Below are 18,370 nucleotides of genomic sequence, written 5' to 3'. Positions count from 1 at the left end.
GCGGCGTCTGTATACGACAGATATCTTAAATAGGAACCTATCCTTTCATGACGGGCTGAAAACACGAAAAAAAACATTATCAAGGTCAGCTTTTTTGACCTATTATGTGAGCAGAATGCCATGTGATGAGCGACGGGAGGCGCACATGACCAAGCAAGAGATCTCACTTCAAGACCGCTTCGACCTCGAGAAGAGCCCGGTGCTCCTGAACGGCACGCAGGCGCTGGTGCGGCTGATGCTGATCCAGAAGGCCCGCGACGTGGCGGCTGGGCTCAACACGGCGGGCTACGTCACCGGCTATCGCGGATCGCCGCTCGGCGCGGTCGATCTGCAGATGCAGCGCGCCGGGAAATATCTCGCCGCCGCCGACGTCACCTTCCAGGAGGGCCTGAACGAGGATCTCGCCGCCACCGCGCTCTGGGGCAGCCAGCAGGCCGAGCTGCGCGGCGAGGGCAGGTATGACGGCGTCTTTGGCCTCTGGTACGGCAAGGGGCCCGGCGTCGACCGCTCGGGCGACGTGATGCGCCACGCCAACATGGCCGGCACCTCGCAGCATGGCGGCGTCATCATGGCGATGGGCGACGACCACACGGGCGAGAGCTCGACCGTGCTGCACCAGTCGGAATGGGCGATGGTCGATGCCTACATGCCGGTGGTCTCGCCGGCGGGCGTTCAGGAGATCCTCGATTACGGCGTCTACGCCTACGCGCTGTCGCGCTTTGCCGGCGTCTGGGTCGGGCTCAAGACGATGAAGGACACGGTCGAGGCCACGGCGGTGGTCGATGGCCGGCCCGAGCGCATGTCGCTGGTCACGCCGGAGTTCGACATGCCGCCCGGTGGGCTCAACATCCGGCTCGGCGATACGCCACACGAGCAGGAAAAGCGCATCATCGATTACAAGCGCTTCGCCGCAGAGGCGTTCTCGCACGCCAACAAGATGGACAAGCGCATGTGGGGCAAGCCCGGCGCCAAGATCGGCTTCGTCGCGGCGGGCAAGAACTGGCTCGATCTGGTGCACGCGCTGTCGCTTCTGGGCATCGACGAGGCCGAGGCCGAGCGGCTCGGGATCACCACCTACAAGGTCGGCCAGACCTTCCCGCTCGACATGCTGGGCTTCCATGACTGGGCCGAGGGGCTCGACCTGATCGTCGTGGTCGAGGAGAAGCGCAAGCTGATCGAGGTGCAGGTCAAGGAGGCGATCTTCGACGACCGCCGCGGCCGCCGGGTCTATGGCTGGCACAAGGGCGGCGGCGCGGGCTCGATGCACGGGCCCGAGCTCTTCCCGACGCAGGGCGCGCTCGATCCGATCATGATCGCCGAGCGGCTCGGCACCATCCTGATCGAGGAAGGCCGCGACACCGAGCGCCTGCGCGCATCGCTGCAGACCCTCGCCGAGGCGCGCAAGTCCGACAATGCCGAGGACATCGCGGCGCGGCTTCCCTATTACTGCGCCGGTTGCCCGCACAACACCTCCACCAAGGTGCCCGAGGGAAGCCGGGCCTATGCCGGCATCGGCTGTCACTACATGGTGCAGTGGATGGATCGCGAGACAACCGGCTTCACCCATATGGGCGGCGAGGGCGCCAACTGGATCGGCGAGGCGCCGTTCTCCAAGCGCCCGCACGTGTTCCAGAACCTGGGCGACGGCACCTACAACCACTCGGGCGTGCAGGCGATCCGCGCCGCGCTCGCGGCAAACACCAACATCACCTACAAGATCCTCTACAACGACGCCGTCGCGATGACCGGCGGACAGGCCAACGAGGGCGGCCTCACCGCCGACCGCATCGCCCGCGAGCTGGTGGCGATGGGCGTGCAGCGCCTCGTCGTGGTCTATGACGAGAAGGAGGACGTGAATTTCGACCTCTTCCCGCAGGGCATCGAGCATTTCGAGCGTGCCGAGATGGACGCGGTGCAGAAGCGCATGCGCGAGGTCGAGGGCGTCTCGGTGATCCTCTACATCCAGACCTGCGCCGCCGAGAAGCGCCGCCGCCGCAAGCGCGGCCTGTTCCCGGACCCGGACAAGCGCGTCTTCATCAACACCGATGTCTGCGAGGGCTGCGGCGATTGCGGCGTGCAGTCGAACTGCGTCGCCATCGTGCCGGAAGAGACCGAGCTGGGCCGCAAGCGCGCCATCGACCAGTCGAGCTGCAACAAGGATTTCTCCTGCCTCAAGGGCTTCTGCCCGTCCTTCGTCACCCTCGAGGGCGCCAAGGTGCGCAAGGGCGCGACCACCGAGCTCGCGCTGCCCGACATGCCCGAGCCGGCGCTGCCAACGATCGACGGCACCCATAACGTGGTGATCACCGGCGTCGGCGGCACCGGCGTGGTGACCATCGGCGCGGTGCTGGCGCAGGCGGCGCAGATCGCCGGGCTGGGCGCGGGGATGATGGAGATGGCCGGGCTCGCCCAGAAGGGCGGCGCGGTGCATATCCACCTGCGTCTCGCCAACCGCCCCGAGGACATCTCGGCGGTGCGCGTGGCGATCGGCGAGGCCCATGCGCTGATCGGCGGTGATCTGGTGGTGAGTGCAGGGGCCAAGACGCTGGGTCTGACCTCCGCGGGGCGCACCGGGGCGGTGGTCAACAGCCACGAAATCGTCACCGGCGAGTTTACCCGTGACACCGAATTTGCTTTGCCGAACGACCGCTTGAAGCTCGCCATTGAAGCGCGGATGCAGGAGCGCGCCAAGCTGTTCGACGCCACCGAGCTGGCCAAGGCGACGCTTGGCGACTCGATCTTCTCGAACATGATGATCCTTGGCGCCGCCTGGCAGCAGGGCCTCGTGCCGCTGCCGCATGACGCCATCGCCGAGGCGCTGCGCCTCAACGGCGCGGCGGTCGAGAAGAACCTGCGCGCCTTCGAGATCGGCCGCTGGGCGATGCTGCACCCGGAGGCGGCCGAAAAGCTCCTGAGCCCCACGGTGATCGAGAAGCCGAAGACGCTGGAGGAGAAGATCGCCTTCCGCGAGGCGCATCTGACGGCCTACCAGAACAAGCGGCTGGCCAAGCGCTATCGCGCGCTGGTCGACCGGGCGGAGGCGCCACGTCTGCGCGAGGCCATCGCCAGGGGCTATCACAAGCTGCTCGCCTACAAGGACGAGTACGAGGTAGCGCGGCTGCATCTCGAGACCGAGGCCAAGGCGCGGGCGCAGTTCGACGGCGATTTCAAGATGAGCTTCCACCTCGCGCCGCCGCTGCTGTCGAAGACCGGCTCCGATGGCCGCCCGGTGAAGAAGCAATATGGCGAGGGCATGCTCAGGGGCTTCCGCCTGCTGGCCAAGCTAAAGGGCTTGCGCGGCACCCCGCTCGACCCCTTCGGCCGCACCGCCGAGCGCAGGATGGAGCGCGCGCTGATCGCGCAGTACGAGCGCGACATGGACGAGGTGCTGCCCAAGCTCACCCCCCAGACCGAGGATGCCATCGTGGCGCTGGCCGAGCTGCCGCTGAAGATCCGCGGCTTCGGTCCGGTCAAGGAGGCCAACGAGCGCGAGGCCGCCAAGCGCCGCGAGGAGCTGCTCGCGGTGATCCGCGATGGCGGCCGGGCTCTGGCACAGGCGGCGGAGTGATCCGCCGCCCCGGCACTGTCCAGACTGCGGCAACGGTCGTAATGGATTTTTGCGCCAAAGGCCCGTAAGAGCGGGAAATGCCGTGAAAACGAGTCGCGGCACTGGGCAGTGACGGCAGGAGACAGGCCGATGGCGGTTGGCGTATTCGATTCCGGGCTTGGCGGGCTCACGGTGCTGGACGCGGTGAGCAAGCGCTTGCCCGACGTGCCCTTCGTGTATTTCGCCGACAGCGCCCACGCGCCTTACGGCGTGCGCGATGCCGACGATATCTACAACCTCACCACCGCCGCGGTGGAGCGGCTCTGGGAGGCGGGCTGCGATCTCGTCATCCTCGCCTGCAACACCGCCTCTGCCGCCGCGCTGCGCCGGATGCAGGAGAGCTGGATCCCGCGCGACAAGCGGGTGCTGGGCGTCTTCGTGCCGCTGATCGAGGCGCTGACCGAGCGCCAGTGGGGCGACAACTCGCCGCCGCGCGAGGTCGCCGTGCAGCACGTGGCGCTGTTTGCCACGCCGGCCACCGTGCGCAGCCGTGCCTTCCAGCGCGAGTTGGCGTTCCGCGCGATCGGCGTCGATGTTGAGGCGCAGGCCTGCGGCGGGCTGGTCGATGCCATCGAGGAGGGCGACATGATCCTCGCCGAGGCGCTGGTTCGCAGCCATGTCGACGCGCTCAAGCGTAAGATGCCCGAGCCGCAGGCGGCGATCCTCGGCTGCACCCATTATCCGCTGATGCAGGAAACTTTCCAGGAGGCGCTGGGAGCCGATGTCGCGGTCTATTCGCAGGCCAATCTCGTGGCCGAGTCGCTGGCCGATTACCTGCAGCGCCACCCGGGGATGATCGGCCGCGGCAGCGAGAGCCGCTTCCTGACCACCGGCGATCCGCGCAAGGTCTCGGGCCATGCGACCCGCTTCCTGCGCCGCGAGATCAGCTTCGAGGCGGCCTGAGCCGCGCCCCGCTGATGCGCGTGCTCGCCGGAAATTGATCTGTCGCACTTACATGCTGGGCTTTGCATGCCATATAGTCCTGGCTGACAGAACGGGACGTGTCGTGCAGGCTGTGCCAGCGCGATCAGGAGAGGAGAAACCATGTCGCTCAAATCGCTCAAGAAACAGCGCCGGATCCAGGTGATTGCGCTGGCCGCGGTCGCGCTGGTGATCTCGACCGCGCTGATCGGCTACGCGATGCGCGACGGCATCAACTTCTTCCGCTCGCCGAGCCAGGTGGTGGCAGAGCCGCCGGCGCCCAACGAGACCTTCCGCATCGGCGGTCTGGTCGAGGGCGGGACGTTGATCCGCGGCGACGGCCACGAGATCCGCTTCAGTGTTACCGATGGCGGTGCCTCGGTGCCGGTGGTGTTTGCCGGTGTGCTGCCGGATCTCTTCGCCGAGAACCAGGGCATGGTGGGCACCGGGCGCTATGTCGAGGGCATCTTCGTGGCCTCCGAGATCCTCGCCAAGCACGACGAGACCTACATGCCGAAAGAGGTCATGGACGCGCTGAAGGAGCAGGGCGTCTACCAGGATCCTAACAGCTGAGGCTCGGTGCTCCGTTGAGCTGACGGCGGACCGACGCCACGTTTGAACGCTTCAAGCGCGGGACAAGGCCGTAGGCCGCCGCGCATCGGTCATGCTGAAAGCATGCCTCCGGCATGACCCGCCCCCCGGGGCCGGCGATTTGGCTGGGCTGGGTCCCAAGCTTCGAGGTCCTTCGGATGTGGCCGGGCTGCACCGAGGGATTCTGGGTGTGGATCGCCAGCCCGCGGACCGGCGATGCGCGGCGGCGTCTATGTTCGAAGTGTGCTTGCGCGGGCTGGCGACTTGGTAGTGCTGGGAGCTGAGTTTCAAGGGCGCTCTTGGCTCGGGGAGACCCCCAGGGGTTCATGGTGTGGAGCGCCGTCCCGGGTGCTGGCGATAGCGCGGCGGCGCCCCATGGTCCGACCTCACAAGCGGCACCGCCTCAAAAGAAAAGGCGGGCCAGAGAGCCCGCCTTTCCAAATCTCAAAACCCGAACCGCCGGATCACGCGTTGGCTTCGCGGATCTTGTCGGCGGCATCCTTGTTGTACTCGACGCCGTTGGCCTCGAAGAGCTGGTCGAGCTCGCCCGAGAGCGTCATCTCGGTGATGATGTCGCAGCCGCCCACGAACTCGCCCTTGACGTAGAGCTGCGGGATCGTCGGCCAGTCGGAATAATCCTTGATGCCCTGACGGATGGCGTCATCGGCCAGCACGTTCACATCGTGGAAATCGACGCCCATGTAGTTCAGCACCCCGGCCACCCGGCTCGAGAAGCCGCATTGCGGCATGGTCTTGGTGCCCTTCATGTAGAGCACCACGGTGTTGGACTTCACCGTCTCGTCGATCATCGTCTTCGCGTCGGTCATATCTCTCTCCTGTCTGCGCGGCGCCGTGGCACCGGCTGGCCCCGCGTGACGCGTGGCCGGTATCTTCACAAGCCCAGGCCGGATCATCGCGGCTCTGCGCGATGCGCCGGGCGCGGGCGTTTGTCCGTGGTCAGTCCGGCGCCTTGGTGGTCAGCGCCAGCGCGTGCAGCTCGCCATGCGCCCCGTCCATCTTGCCCTTGAGGGCGGCATAGACGGCGCGCTGCTGCTGGACGCGGTTCTTGCCACGAAAGCTCTCGTCGATCACCTCGGCGGCGTAGTGGTTTCCGTCACCGGCAAGGTCGGTGATGGTGATCTGGGCATCGGGAAACTCGGCTCGGATGAGCTGTTCGATTTCCGTCGCTTCAATGGCCATTGGGGCGTGTCTCCGCTGTCGTCCGTTCCCACAAGATGTAAGCCCCGCGCGAAGCGGGTGCAAGCAGGCGCTTGGGGGCGATGAGGCCGGATCAGGCGGCGAGGTCGATCCAGACCGGCACGTGATCGGAGGGCTTGTCGCGGCCGCGGATGTCGCGGTCGATCTGCACGTCGGTCATCAGGTCCGCCGCCTGCGGAGTCAGGAGCAGGTGGTCGATGCGGATGCCGTTGTTCCGCTGCCAGGCACCGGCCTGGTAATCCCAGAAGGAATAATGGCCCGGCCCCTGGGTGCGGGCGCGGAAGGCCTCGGTGAAGCCGAGGTTCAGGATGCGGCGGAAGGCGGCGCGGGTCTGCGGCAGGTAGAGCGCGTCCTCGGTCCAGGCCTCGGGCTTGGCGGCGTCCTCGGCCTGCGGGATGACATTGTAGTCGCCCGCCATCAGCGCCGGCATCTCGCTGGCCAGCAGCTCGCGGGCGCGGGCTTCGAGCCGCTCCATCCAGGCGAGCTTGTAGTCGTATTTCGGGCCCGGCACCGGGTTGCCGTTGGGCAGGTAGAGGCCGCAGAGCCGCACCGCGTGGTGATCGCCCATCACCGTCGCCTCGATCCAGCGCGCCTGCTCGTCGCTGTCATCGCCGGGCAGGCCGCGGGTGACATCCTCGAGCGGCAGCTTCGACAGGATGGCGACGCCGTTGAAGCTCTTCTGGCCGTGGGTCTCGACCTGGTAGCCGCGCTCCTCGAAGTGCTCGCGAGGAAAAGCCTCGTCGACCGACTTGATCTCCTGGAGCAGCGCGACGTCGGGCTGGGCCTCGTCGAGCCAGTCGGTCAGGGCGCCGATGCGCGCCTTGATGCCGTTGATGTTGAAGGTGGCGATCTTCATTTGGCCCTCCGAATTTTGAGCAAGCTATCGCCGAAGCGGAGCGCGGGAGCAAGGCCGCGGCCGATTTCCGCCCATTGATTCGCCCCGGATTCGGGTGGGTGGAGGGGGTTTCAACAGGGCGCAAAAACTTATCCACAGAAATTATTCACCTGTGGACAACTTCGAATTGTGTTCTTTTTGTGTCTTTTAGGTCTTAATTCGCATGTGGATAACTCGTGTATAATTCAACCCTAACAAGAAACTATATTGCCAGAAACATGCATTGGAGGAAACCCTGAGCGTGCCAAATCGGAAACGCCACACAAGGAAGGGTTACCCCATGTCTGCACAACTCCAGCATGAAATCATTGAAGAAATCACCGAAGACTTCGGTGCCGACATGTTCGGTGGGGAAGGTGCCTCGATGTTCACCTCCTGCGCCGCACCCGAGAGCTTCGGCAGCGCCCTGACCGGCGAAGCTGTGGATATGTTCACCTCCTGCGCCGCCCCGGTCACCGGTGCACTCGCCGCAGGTGAGGCGACCGGCCTCTACACCTCCTGCGCCACGCCGCTGACCGGCTCGACCGCGACCGGCGAAGCCACCGGCCTCTACACCTCCTGCGCCGAGCCCAAGGCCACCGAGGCGCTGACCGGCGATGCCGTCGAGATGTTCACCTCCTGCGCCGCACCGACCACAAGCTCGACCGCAACCGGCGATGTCGTGGGCCTGTTCACCTCGTGTGCCACCCCGACCACCGGCTCCGTCGCCACCGGCGAAGCCACCGGCCTGTTCACCTCGTGTGCCGAGCCGAAGGCCTCCGAGACCCTGACCGGCGATGCCGTCGAAATGGTCACCTCCTGCGCCGCGCCGACCACCAGCTCGACCGATGCCGGCGACGCGGTGGAGATGTTCACCTCCTGCGCAACCCCGACCACCAGCTCGGCCGATGCAGGCGACGCCACCGGCATGTTCACCTCCTGCGCCGAGCCGAAAGCCTCCGAGGCGATCTCCGGCGACGCCGTCGAGATGTTCACCTCCTGCGCAGCCCCCGGCGGCACCCGCGCCGTCAACGGTGAAGTGACCGGCTCCTTCACCTCCTGCGCATAAGCCCAGGATGCCATCGCTGCGGGCGTCTTGAGGGGATGAGACGCCCGCGTGCGGCCGGAAACAGAACGACACAGGGAAATCAGTCATGACCAACGTTATCGCACTTCGCCCGAAGGCCCCCGTCGCATCCCAGGATGCGGGAGTCGCAGCGCTCGTGAAGAGCTTCGCCACCAACCGGCGGCGCGAGGATGACGTGTTCTGGCTGAAGGAGAACGCAGAGCTTCTCAACATCCTGGAATGCACCGGGACCTACGTGCCCCGGGCCGCACTCGCGCCGCTGCGCGGGTTCTACAAATCGGTCGAAGACCGCATGGCCTTCTTCCCGCAATACTACCGCTTCCTGCTCTCGCTCACCCTCGATCTCGAGGATCTGGGCATGGAGGGCGACACCGGCGCCAAGCTCACCGAGCGCGCCGCGCGCCAGGGCTTTGCCGATGCCGAGCTGTCGGACCTTCAGCGCATGGAAGCCCGCCGCCTTCTGGCCCGCCGCGGCCATGTCAGCGAAGACGACGAGGGGCTGGCCGACCGGCTGCGCGCCTTCTGCGCCCGCTCGCAGACCTTCGCGCTGCCCAACAAGAAGGCCGCCTACGAGCTCACCCACATCGTCTTCTACCTCAGCGAATACGGTCGCCAGGATCCCGGGCTCGACGAGGAGGCGATCAACAGCCTCTACTTCGCCGGCAACCTGGCCTATCTCGACCAGAACTCCGATCTGCTGGCCGAGATCTGCATCGCCCTGCGCTATGCCGGCGAGGTGCCGCCACCGCTCTGGACGATCTGGCTCGACCGCGAGACCCATCTCTTCAGCGTCGAAAGCGGCGAGACCCTCTCGATCGCCGACGATTACCACGATTTCCTCGTCTGCAACTGGCACGCCTCGGTGATCGGCGGCAAGCCGTTCAACAAGCCGCTGGTCGGCGGGCGGATGCGCTTCCAGCGTGCCCAGCGTGTCGCACCGCTGCGCGAGCTCTCCGAGGCGCTCTTTGCCGAAGGCTCTGCCCGCAGCGCCGACTGGGCCGGGATGCGTGAGCGCATGGGGGCGCGGCTGTCGCCGCAGACTCTTGACGTGGTTGATCAGCTGGCCGATCATTCGCCTCGGTTTGACGCATTCTTCGAGGGCTTCGCCCGGGCAGGCAACGCATGAACGGGACACGAACAGCCATCGTCGGCGCCGCCCTTGTCGCGCTCTACACCGGTGCCATCGCGGCGGCGGATGGCATCACCAAGCTCATCGCCGGTGGCTACGCCGCGCCGCAGCTCTTCGCGCTGTCGGCGGGGCTGGTGCTGCTGATGTCGCTCGGCGCCTCGCGCAAGAACGGCGAGACCCTGCGCACCACCTGCCGCGGCGCCATGGCGCTGCGCTCGCTGCTGACCGTGCTTTCGGCCATCGGCTTCTTCCAGGCCTTCCGCCTGCTTCCCTTCGCCGATGTCTTCCTGTTCATCGCGCTGGTGCCGCTGATCGCCGCCGCGATGTCGGGCCCGGCGCTCGGCGAGCCGGTGCGGCCGGCGGTCTGGATGGCGCTGCTGCTCGGCGCGGGCGGTCTGCTCTTCGTGATGCCGGCGGGCGAGCTCTCGCTCGATCCGGGCCATCTCTGGGCGCTGTTCGCCGCCTTCTCGGGCACCGGTTCGATGATCGCCGCGCGCTACATCGCCCGCATCGAGCGCGTGCCGCTGGCGCAGGTTTTCTGGCCGAACCTCGCGCTGATGCTGAGCATGGGCGTGGCACTGCCCTTCGTCTGGCAGCCGATGCCGCTTTCGGATCTGGGCTGGGTGCTGACCTACGCGGTGTTCCTCTTCGCCGCCCGCTGGCTTTCGGTCGAGGCGCTGCGCCTGCTGCCGGCCTACGTGGCGACGCCGCTGATGAACCTGCAATTCGTCTGGATGGTGGTGATCGGCTGGTTTGGCTTCGGCGAGATCCCGGCCGTGGGCACGATGCTCGGCGTGACGCTGGTTGTTGGCTCGGGGCTGTGGCTGATCTTCGACGAGGCGGTGACTCAGGAGCGCCGCAGCTCGGCCCGCGCCTGACCGCTCCCATATAAAGACACGAGACCGCCCCGCAGCGCTTGGCCGCCGCGGGGCGGTTCACGTTTCGGGGGCAGGGGCGTTGCGACTGGCTCAGGGGCTGAGGCGAAGAGCTCGGGGCCAACGGCCCAGGCGCGTCGCTCAGGCTGCGTGGCTCTGCAGCACCCCGAGCGGCACGATCTCGAGCGCGCGCATGTGGGTGGCTTCGAGCGAGACCTTGGGGGCGCAGCCCTCGTCATGGGCCTGCAGAAAGCGCGCGGCGCAGAGGCACCACGGGTCGCCGGGCCTGAGGCCGGGGAAGTGGAACTCCGGCCGGGGCGTCGAGAGATCGTTGCCGACGTAAGCCGAGTAGGCGAGGAACTCGGCGGTCATCACCGCGCAGACCGTGTGGCTGCCGGTGTCCTGCGCGCAGGTGTTGCAGTGGCCGTCCCGGAAGTAGCCGGTGAGCGGCGCCATCGAGCAGGGCGAGAGCGGCCCGCCCAGCACGTTGATCGCCTGATCCTTTTCAAGCATTGCGCGTCTCCCTCTCGGGCAGCGTGGCAAACCGCGCAGGCGCTGTCCAGCGCCGCGCGGTCACGGCGCCGTCAGCCGCGCTCTAGCGGAACTTGTCGGCGAGCTTCTGCAGGGGCGAGCGGTCGTCGGGCCGGGGCATGCGCTCTTGCGCCCCCTCGGCCTTCGGCTTGGCTTGCCCGGGCTTGGCAGCTTGCGGCGCAGGCTTCTCCTGCTTGCCGCCCGAGGAGCGCGGCGGGTTGACCCGCAGCGCCACGGCGTTCTGGAACTTGCCGGTGTCCCCCCGCGCCAATGCGTCGGCACCATCGGAGATGCCGCGCAGCAGGTCGTCGAGCCAATCCTCGTCGGCCTTGTGGAAATCGTGCAGCACATAGGCTGCCACCAGATCCTTGCGGCCGGGATGGCCGATGCCGAGGCGCACCCGGTCATAGGCCTCGCCGATATGGGCGTGGATCGAGCGCAGCCCGTTATGCCCCGCGTGTCCGCCGCCCGACTTCACCCGGCACTTTCCGGGCGCGAGATCGAGCTCGTCGTGGAACACGGTGACGTCGGCGGGCTCGAGCTTGAAGAAGCGCATCGCTTCGCCGACCGCCTGGCCGGAGAGGTTCATGAAGGTGCCGGGCTTGAGCAGGAGCACCTTGTCACCGCCGAGCCGGCCCTCGCTGACCTCGCCCTGGAACCGCGCGCGCCACGGCCCGAAGCCGTGATCCTCTGCGATCCGGTCGAGCGCCATGAAGCCGATATTGTGCCGGTTCCTGGCGTATTTGCCGCCGGGATTGCCCAGCCCCACGAAGATCTGCACACGCACCTCCATCTGTTCCGCCTCTAGATAGGGCGGGCAGGGCCCCCTCTACAACCCGGAAGCGGCTCCCTCGTGGTGCGGGCGTGCCCTTCGTGGAGTGGCCGGCAGGCCAAGTCGCGTGGGCGGGGATGCGGGGCGGAGCGTTCAGTCGCTTCGAGAAGCGCAACGAGGCGCTGAGCATGGATGCGTGTATATTCGCATTCGTGGCATCGTGCCGGCCAGGCATGTCGCGACAGGCCAAGAGTTCCCCGAAAAGACAGAGGGCGGCGCGAACGCACCGCCCTCTGTTCGCCTTGGCGTGGTCTTTAGACGAAGATCATCTCGTCGACCACGTAGGTCTCCCCATAGAGCACCGCCGCACCTTCGAAGGCGAGGCCGGCCACGTCCTCCGGGTTGTGCTCTGTTTCATTGTCGAGCGTCCTTTCTTCGCTCGCCATGAAATAGGCTGTCGCGGCAGAGCCATCGTCTTCCATGTCGACAAGACGCAGGTTCGCGGTGTCCCAGCCGTGGTAGCTGCTGAGGATCCCGGACACGAGCGGGTCGGTGCCGAGCGACTCGTCGAAGGTGAAGGCCGTCGGCTGATCGTCGACCACCGGGCCGGTCCGGTAGGCCTGTGCGGCGACGCCGTCCCAGTCGATCAGGCCATCCGCGGCGGCGGCGTCAATGGCGGCATAGCCGATCAACTCTCTGCCGTGGTCATTGTTGGTCTGACCTTCCTCCTCTTCGATGAGGTAGGTGAAACCGGTCTCGGTCACCTGTCCGACGCGGGCGATCTCCCATTCCGGGCCATTCGCGGTCTGGATCTGGAGCATCAGCACCGGAGCCTCCGAGAAGGTGGTTTGGAACTCGACCGTCTGGAACACGTTGGTCGGGCCAGTCTCGAAGACGGTCGTTCCCACCTCGAGCACGCTTCCGTCTCCGATCTCCCAGACACCCTCTTCGAATGCCACCAGGCTGACCTGCTCGGCAACGTGCCAGTCGTCGTAGCCGTCCGGTTCGTCGACCCGGATGGTCGCGCTGGTCGAGGTGATCTCGGAGATCTCCACCGTTGCCGCCTGCCAGCCATTGCGGCTGAGGGGGCTTGCAAAGACCACGGCATTGGCAAAGCTGCCGCCGAGGAAGTTGACCGTCATCTCCTCGTGATTCAGGCCCGAGACCTGCTGGACAGACCCGATCGTGCCTTCGTAGACATTCGGCTCATACTCGATCACCAGCTGCATGTCGTAGAGATCGGCCGCGTCCTGGCGGTCGCCCTTCACGTAGATCGCCGTGTCGAAAACGTTTTGCTCGAGCACCGTGCCGTTCGGCGTCACCGCCGACAGGATCAGGCCCGTGGGCATCGCGTCACCGGCGCCCAGGGTGCCGTTCACCGCGCTCCAGCCGTCGTCGATGATCCCGTCCGCATCGACATCGAGGCGGGTCGGGTCGATCACCATCCAGCCGGTGCTGTTGGCCAGCGGAGAGTCGCCATCCCAGTCGAGAAGGTTGATCGTCGTGGTGGTCAGCTCGCCGGTGTCATACTTGATGTTGTCCTTCTGGAACGGCGGTTCGCTGTTGGGCTCCAGCGGGATCTCGAGGCCCGGAAGGTCCTGCCCGAACTTGTTCGGGGTCAGGCGCCAGCGCGGACCGGAGACGAGGCTGTCCTCGGTATAGCCGGCATCCGCAGCCGCATCGGCGTCGCGGAAGCTGACGAACACGTTGGCATAGGGATCGTCCGGGTACATGTCATAGGACCACTCGAACGGCTCGCGGTCGGTCGAGGTGTACCACGAGTCGGTGAAGCCCTCGGCAAGGTCCGCGGTGCTGAAGTCGAGATCCGCCGCCGCGGCAGCCGCGACCAGCGACATGTCACGCAGCACGGTGCCGACCGCGTTGCCCTCGGCATCCTCGTTGCGGTAGCCCACGAGCACCCCGTCGGGATTGTAGACCGCGGTGCCGCCGACCACGCTCATGTCGATCTCGCCATCCGCGTCGAGCACGAAGTAGCTCGGCAGCGCGTCGCCAAGACCGTTGAACGTGTCGACCGGGGAAACCCAGAGCTCGTTGTCGGGATCGTCGGGATCCGTCACGATATAGTAGGACGGAAGCCGGCCGATCGCGGCCTCGTTCTCGTAATCCTCCGGCCGGATCTGGTCGTTGGGGTTGTTGGTGATCGTGTGGGTCACGATCAGCTCGGCCTTGGTCACCACGAAGCCGCCGGAGGCATCCTCGAGGCTGTCGGCGATGCCGTTGCCATCCTCGTCGACGGTCCATTCCTCTGGCAGGTCGATATTGACCTCCATGCGGACGTCATTGGGCCGTTTCACCGCCTCGCCCCAGCGATAGAGCAGCTTGCCATCGTCCTTCAGGGTCACCGAGTAATCCTGCCCGTAGGCAATATTGTAGGTGACGCTGGACTCGTTGGGCTCGAGCAGGTCGGTCAGGTCGGCCTCGCCGCCGTAGCCGTTGAGGAAGCTGTCGACCACGTCGAGCGAACCGTCATTGCCGATATCCACCGCGCCGACGGTGATCGCCTCGGGGACGCCGTCGCCGTCGCTGTCGAAATCGACGGTGGTCTTGGTCAGGCGATAGGTGTCGAGCGTGCCGTCGCGGTCGAAATCGACATCCGAAAGCACGGTGTCGAGCGCCGGGTCAGGGCTGTCCATCGCCGCCTGAAGCGCCGCAACGGTTTCCTTGACGTAGAAGTCGTGCAGCGGACCTTCGGTCAGGCTGCCGTCTCCGGCGACATAGAGATCCGCCATCTTGAGATCGTCGTCGAGCCCGCCAATGGCGTCTGCGTCACCGGGATAGGCCTGGTCCGACAGCAACGCCTGCATGGTGGTGTAGTGCTCTGTCGAGGCTTTCACGGTCGAGCCGCCGAGCCCCAGAGACCATGTGCCGAAGGGCGCACCGGACAGGAACAGGTCGGTTTCCGCGTTGCGCACGGCGATGCCGACGATCTCGCCGCCCTCGCCATAGATATTGCCCGCGTAGCCTTCGGCAAAGTCGCCGTCGAGCTCCTTCTCCTCGGCGCCGACGAAATCGGTCACATGGAAGCCGAATTCATTGTCGATGCCATACAGGATGGTGCCCGCGTGGCTTACGTAGGGCTCGACCACCGCACCTGCGGTGTCGAGCATTTCAGGATAGTCCGGAAATTGAATGCCGCTGAACGTCGCTGTCAGGTCATCGACCGAAAACACGTGCAGGGCCGAGTTAAAGGTTGCCATAGTACCGTCTCCCAAAGGCTCCTCCCGGGACCGCTTTGGATTACCCTTCCCATGGTCTTTCCCCTGGCCGTCCCAACTGAATTAGGCCACAAAGTCACATGCGAAAGCCATGATATATGTCAACGTGCATGTGTTGGACTTGGTGGGTGATGGCGGCGGGGCGGTCGCGGCCGGGGCAAATCGCGGAGCTGACCGCTTTCAGGCCCTTGATCTGGAACCGCTTTTTCGTCGACACTGAGTCTGTCCCGCCGGTGCACCGTCGGATACAATTTTTTCTCAAATCGGGAGTGTCTGATGTCCGGACCGCAGCGCACACGGGTCACGTCGAGCCATTGGGGGGCCTTCGAGCTCGACGTGGAGGGCGACCGCATCACCGCCGCGCGGCCCTTCGGCGCCGACCCCAACCCGCCCGAGATCCCGCAGGCGATCCCGGCTGCCGTGCATCACCGCAGCCGCGTGGCGCGGCCCTCGATCCGCAAGGGCTGGCTCGAGGGGCGCAAGCGGGGCGGGCGCGGCACCGAGCCCTTCGTCGAGCTGCCCTGGGACGAGGCGCTCGACATTGCCGCGGCCGAGATCGACCGGGTGCGCCGCGCGCATGGCAACGAGGCGATCTTCGGCGGCTCCTACGGCTGGTCTTCCGCCGGGCGCTTCCACCACGCCCAGAGCCAGGTGCACCGCTTCCTCAACAGCGTTGGCGGTTATGTCGCCTCGTTCGGGAGCTACTCCACGGGCTGCGCGCAGGCGATCATGCCGCATGTGTTCGGGCGGGATTTCATCTCGCATCTCTACGATCACCAGGAAAACTGGCAGACCCTGCACGCCGAGACCGAGACGCTGGTGATGTTCGGCGGCATCAATCCCAAGAACAGCCAGGTCAGCATGGGCGGGGTGACCGAGCATGGCACCAAGGGCTGGATCGACAGGTTCCTCGCCAAGGGCATGTATTGCCTCAACATCGGCCCGCAGCGCGGCGACGCGCCGGAGGGCTGCGAATGGCTGCCGGTCAGGCCTGGCTCCGACACCGCCCTGATGCTGGCGCTGGCCCATGTGCTCGAGACCGAAGGGCTGGCGGACCAAGCGTATCTCGACCGCTACACCACCGGCTATGACCGGTTCCGCCCCTATCTTCTGGGCGAGACCGACGGGGTGCCCAAGGCGCCCGAGTGGGCCGCGCCGCTCTGCGGGGCCGCGCCCGAGGCGATCCGCGACCTGGCCCGGCGCATGGCGTCAACCCGCACGATGATCACCGTGGCCTGGTCGCTCCAGCGCGGCGAGCATGGCGAGCAGCCCTACTGGATGTCGGCGGTGCTGGCGGCGATGCTGGGCCAGATCGGCTTGCCGGGCGGTGGGGTCGGCTATGGCTACGGCGCCATCGGCGGGGTGGGGCACGCGTTTCGCCGGATGCGCGGCATGACCCTGCCGCAAGGCGTCAACCCTGTGGGCAAGGTGATCCCGGTGGCGCGCATCGCCGACATGCTGCGCAATCCCGGTCAGCCCTATGATTTCAACGGCAGGAACGAGCCCTATCCCGACATCCGGCTGATCTACTGGGCCGGCGGCAACCCGTTCCACCACCACCAGGATCTCAACGCCTTCCACGAGGCCTGGCAGCAGCCCGAGACCATCCTCGTCAACGAGCCGTGGTGGACGCCCACCGCCAAGCGCGCCGACATCGTCTTCCCGGCGACCACGCCTTACGAGCGCGAGGATATCGGCCGCTCGCCGCTCGATGACTACCTCGTCCACATGCCGGCGATGATCCCGCCGGTGGGCGAGGCGCGGGACGATTACGACATCTTCGCCGGGCTCGCCGCCCGCATGGGCGCGCTTGAGAGCTATACCGAGGGCAAGACCAGCACCGAATGGATCGAAACGCTCTACGAAGGCTATCGCCGCAATGCTGCCGAGGATGGCATCGAGGTGCCGGGTCTCGACGAACTGCGCGAGGTCAATTGGCTGAAGCTGCCGATCACCTACGAGGGGCCCAACCCGAGCTTCCTGCGCCGCTTCCGCGACGATCCCGACGGCGCGCCGCTGGGCACACCATCCGGCCGGCTGGAAATTTTCTCCGAGACCATCGACGGCTTCGGCTACGCCGATTGCCCTGGCCACCCGGTCTGGCTGCCGCCCTCGGAATGGCTCGGCGCGGCGCGGGCGGAGGCGCCGCTGCACCTCGTCTCGCCGCAGCCCGGCGACAAGCTGCACAGCCAGCTCGAGGCGGCGCTGGCCGATCGCCCCGGCGCGCGCCCCGAGACGCTGGTGATGCATCCCGAGGACGCCGCGGCGCGTTGCATCGCCAGCGGCGATCTGGTGCGGGTGTTCAACGCGCGCGGCGCGGTGCGGGCGCGGGCGCGGGTCAGCGACGAGATCCGTCCCGGTGTGGTGGCGCTGCCGACCGGCGCATGGTTCGGCGATCCCGGCGAGAACCTCGACCCGCACGGCAATCCCAACGTGCTCACCGCCGATATCGGCACCTCGAAGCTGGGGCAGGGCTGCAGCGCCCATACCGCGCTGGTCGAGGTGTCTGGCCTCGAGGCGTGAGCCTGGCGGGCGCCGGCCTCAGCCGGGCGCCCGCTCCGATCGCAGCCAGCGGAACACCAGCATCAGGATGAAGGTGGTGGCGATCAGGCCGAGCAGGTCGCCCACCGCGTAGACCACCAGCACCACCAACGACCATTCCGGCAGGATCGCCCCGGAAAACACCAGCGACTGGCCGATCGAGTTCAGCACCGAGGCCAGCATCCCGACCAGCAGCAGCCATTTCCAGTGCACCCGGAGTCGCTCGGTGGCGTAGAGGTTGAGGCCGAAGGCGCGCATCAGCTCGAAGGCCACCGCCGCCGAGGCGGCGCCCACGAGGATCGAGACGAGGATCACCGGCTCGGTTGCGGAGCCGATCCCGGCATCGGCAAACATCCATTCCGACAGGAAGGCACCGACGCAGAGCGGCAGGATCGCGATGCGGCCGATCAGCCAGGTCGCGAGAACTCGGACGCCGTGCGGCAGGTAGAGCAGGCTGGCAAAGCTGGTGACGTCGGGCAGCAGCCGGGCCTGCAGCGGGGAAATCAGCATGGCAGTCAGACCGTGGGCCAGAAGGTAGGCCACGACGGTCACACCGAAGGATCGGATTTGCATCAGTAACGGGTCTTTCTCATCCGGTAGCGCGCGGCCTCGACCGCGCGGCATGCCTGGAGTGTCGTTCGGGGATCAGCTTCGCTGTAGATCCTTGCCGACAAGATCGCTGCGCACAACATAATTCCGAGCCTTGCTCTGCCCGGCCCGCTCCAGGAGGCCGCGGCCGAGAAGAGTCCGAATGGCGCGGTAGAGCGTGGCCTGCGCCACCGGCTCCAGCAGGGAATGATTGCGCATCTGCTCGGTGCTGATCACGTCGCCGACTTGGTTGGTCAGGCTGTGCGCGGCCAGCAGCACATCGCGCTCGGTGCGGCTGAGATCCTCGAGGCCGACATCCCGCTCAAGCTGCCGCAGCATCTCGCGAAGTTCGAAGATCGGAGTCAGCTTGTCCATGTCCTGCATCCCGCAGCGCGCGCTG

At 66.5% G+C, this 18,370-nt stretch carries 15 protein-coding genes; 7 read left to right on the top strand and 8 right to left on the bottom strand.

The features are described from left to right. The first annotated feature begins 145 nt into the window (after positions 1-145). The 3 genes from KUV62_RS16940 (at position 146) to ccmE (ending at position 5,101) form a co-directional block, all read left to right on the top strand. Positions 146-3,568 carry an indolepyruvate ferredoxin oxidoreductase family protein gene (locus KUV62_RS16940; protein ID WP_222604909.1) on the top strand — a complete coding sequence of 1,141 codons (3,423 nt, stop codon included), beginning with the start codon at positions 146-148 and terminating at the stop codon, positions 3,566-3,568. A 129-nt stretch (positions 3,569-3,697) separates the two neighbouring features. Then, positions 3,698-4,510: a glutamate racemase gene (murI, locus tag KUV62_RS16935; RefSeq protein WP_222604908.1), complete on the top strand. Its 813-nt coding sequence runs from the start codon at positions 3,698-3,700 to the stop codon at positions 4,508-4,510. 141 nt (positions 4,511-4,651) lie between these two features. Then, positions 4,652-5,101, top strand: coding sequence for a cytochrome c maturation protein CcmE (gene ccmE, locus KUV62_RS16930; protein ID WP_222604907.1), 450 nt, complete (start codon positions 4,652-4,654; stop codon positions 5,099-5,101). A 482-nt stretch (positions 5,102-5,583) separates the two neighbouring features. Here ccmE and grxD read toward each other — a convergent pair whose 3' ends face one another. From grxD to xth, 3 genes are all read right to left on the bottom strand, one after another. Next, positions 5,584-5,946: a Grx4 family monothiol glutaredoxin gene (grxD, locus tag KUV62_RS16925; RefSeq protein WP_222604906.1), complete on the bottom strand. Its 363-nt coding sequence runs from the start codon at positions 5,944-5,946 to the stop codon at positions 5,584-5,586. A 130-nt stretch (positions 5,947-6,076) separates the two neighbouring features. Continuing rightward, on the bottom strand, positions 6,077-6,319 hold the full coding sequence (locus KUV62_RS16920; RefSeq protein WP_007799660.1) for a BolA/IbaG family iron-sulfur metabolism protein: 243 nt from the start codon (positions 6,317-6,319) through the stop codon (positions 6,077-6,079). Between the two features lie 91 nt (positions 6,320-6,410). Then, entirely contained in the window at positions 6,411-7,193 is a 783-nt protein-coding gene (xth, locus tag KUV62_RS16915) for an exodeoxyribonuclease III (RefSeq protein WP_222604905.1), read from the bottom strand. 319 nt (positions 7,194-7,512) lie between these two features. Between xth and KUV62_RS16910 the strand changes: the two genes are divergently transcribed. The 3 genes from KUV62_RS16910 (at position 7,513) to KUV62_RS16900 (ending at position 10,305) form a co-directional block, all read left to right on the top strand. After that, positions 7,513-8,280, top strand: a complete 768-nt coding sequence (locus KUV62_RS16910; protein ID WP_222604904.1) for a DUF6749 family protein — start codon at positions 7,513-7,515, stop codon at positions 8,278-8,280. A gap of 85 nt (positions 8,281-8,365) precedes the next feature. After that, a complete protein-coding gene (locus tag KUV62_RS16905) occupies positions 8,366-9,424 on the top strand; it encodes a DUF6902 family protein (protein WP_222604903.1) in 1,059 nt (352 codons plus the stop codon). After that, the gene (locus KUV62_RS16900) at positions 9,421-10,305 is read left to right on the top strand and encodes a DMT family transporter (protein ID WP_222604902.1); all 885 of its coding nucleotides are present in this window, start codon (positions 9,421-9,423) and stop codon (positions 10,303-10,305) included. The genes KUV62_RS16905 and KUV62_RS16900 overlap by 4 nt, the downstream gene beginning before the upstream one ends. Before the next feature lie 138 nt (positions 10,306-10,443). Here KUV62_RS16900 and KUV62_RS16895 read toward each other — a convergent pair whose 3' ends face one another. The 3 genes from KUV62_RS16895 to KUV62_RS16885 form a co-directional block, all read right to left on the bottom strand. Continuing rightward, complete coding sequence (locus tag KUV62_RS16895; protein ID WP_222604901.1) at positions 10,444-10,815, bottom strand: DUF2237 family protein; 372 nt, start codon at positions 10,813-10,815, stop codon at positions 10,444-10,446. Between the two features lie 82 nt (positions 10,816-10,897). Then, positions 10,898-11,614: an aminoacyl-tRNA hydrolase gene (gene pth, locus KUV62_RS16890; RefSeq protein ID WP_222605006.1), complete on the bottom strand. Its 717-nt coding sequence runs from the start codon at positions 11,612-11,614 to the stop codon at positions 10,898-10,900. Positions 11,615-11,919: 305 nt separating this feature from the next. Next, the gene (locus tag KUV62_RS16885) at positions 11,920-14,823 is read right to left on the bottom strand and encodes a hypothetical protein (RefSeq protein ID WP_222604900.1); all 2,904 of its coding nucleotides are present in this window, start codon (positions 14,821-14,823) and stop codon (positions 11,920-11,922) included. A gap of 294 nt (positions 14,824-15,117) precedes the next feature. Between KUV62_RS16885 and KUV62_RS16880 the strand changes: the two genes are divergently transcribed. Then, entirely contained in the window at positions 15,118-17,364 is a 2,247-nt protein-coding gene (locus KUV62_RS16880) for a molybdopterin-dependent oxidoreductase (protein WP_222604899.1), read from the top strand. A gap of 18 nt (positions 17,365-17,382) precedes the next feature. On the opposite strand, the gene KUV62_RS16875 is transcribed toward KUV62_RS16880, so the two are convergent. After that, positions 17,383-17,955: a hypothetical protein gene (locus tag KUV62_RS16875; protein ID WP_222604898.1), complete on the bottom strand. Its 573-nt coding sequence runs from the start codon at positions 17,953-17,955 to the stop codon at positions 17,383-17,385. Positions 17,956-18,027: 72 nt separating this feature from the next. After that, positions 18,028-18,345, bottom strand: coding sequence for a hypothetical protein (locus KUV62_RS16870; RefSeq protein WP_222604897.1), 318 nt, complete (start codon positions 18,343-18,345; stop codon positions 18,028-18,030). Positions 18,346-18,370: the final 25 nt, after the last annotated feature.

The sequence above is a fragment of the Salipiger bermudensis genome, from assembly GCF_019801965.1.
GTDB lineage: Bacteria > Pseudomonadota > Alphaproteobacteria > Rhodobacterales > Rhodobacteraceae > Salipiger > Salipiger bermudensis_A.
Note: the sequence above shows the minus strand (reverse complement) of the source record. Positions and strands in the feature narration are given on the sequence as shown.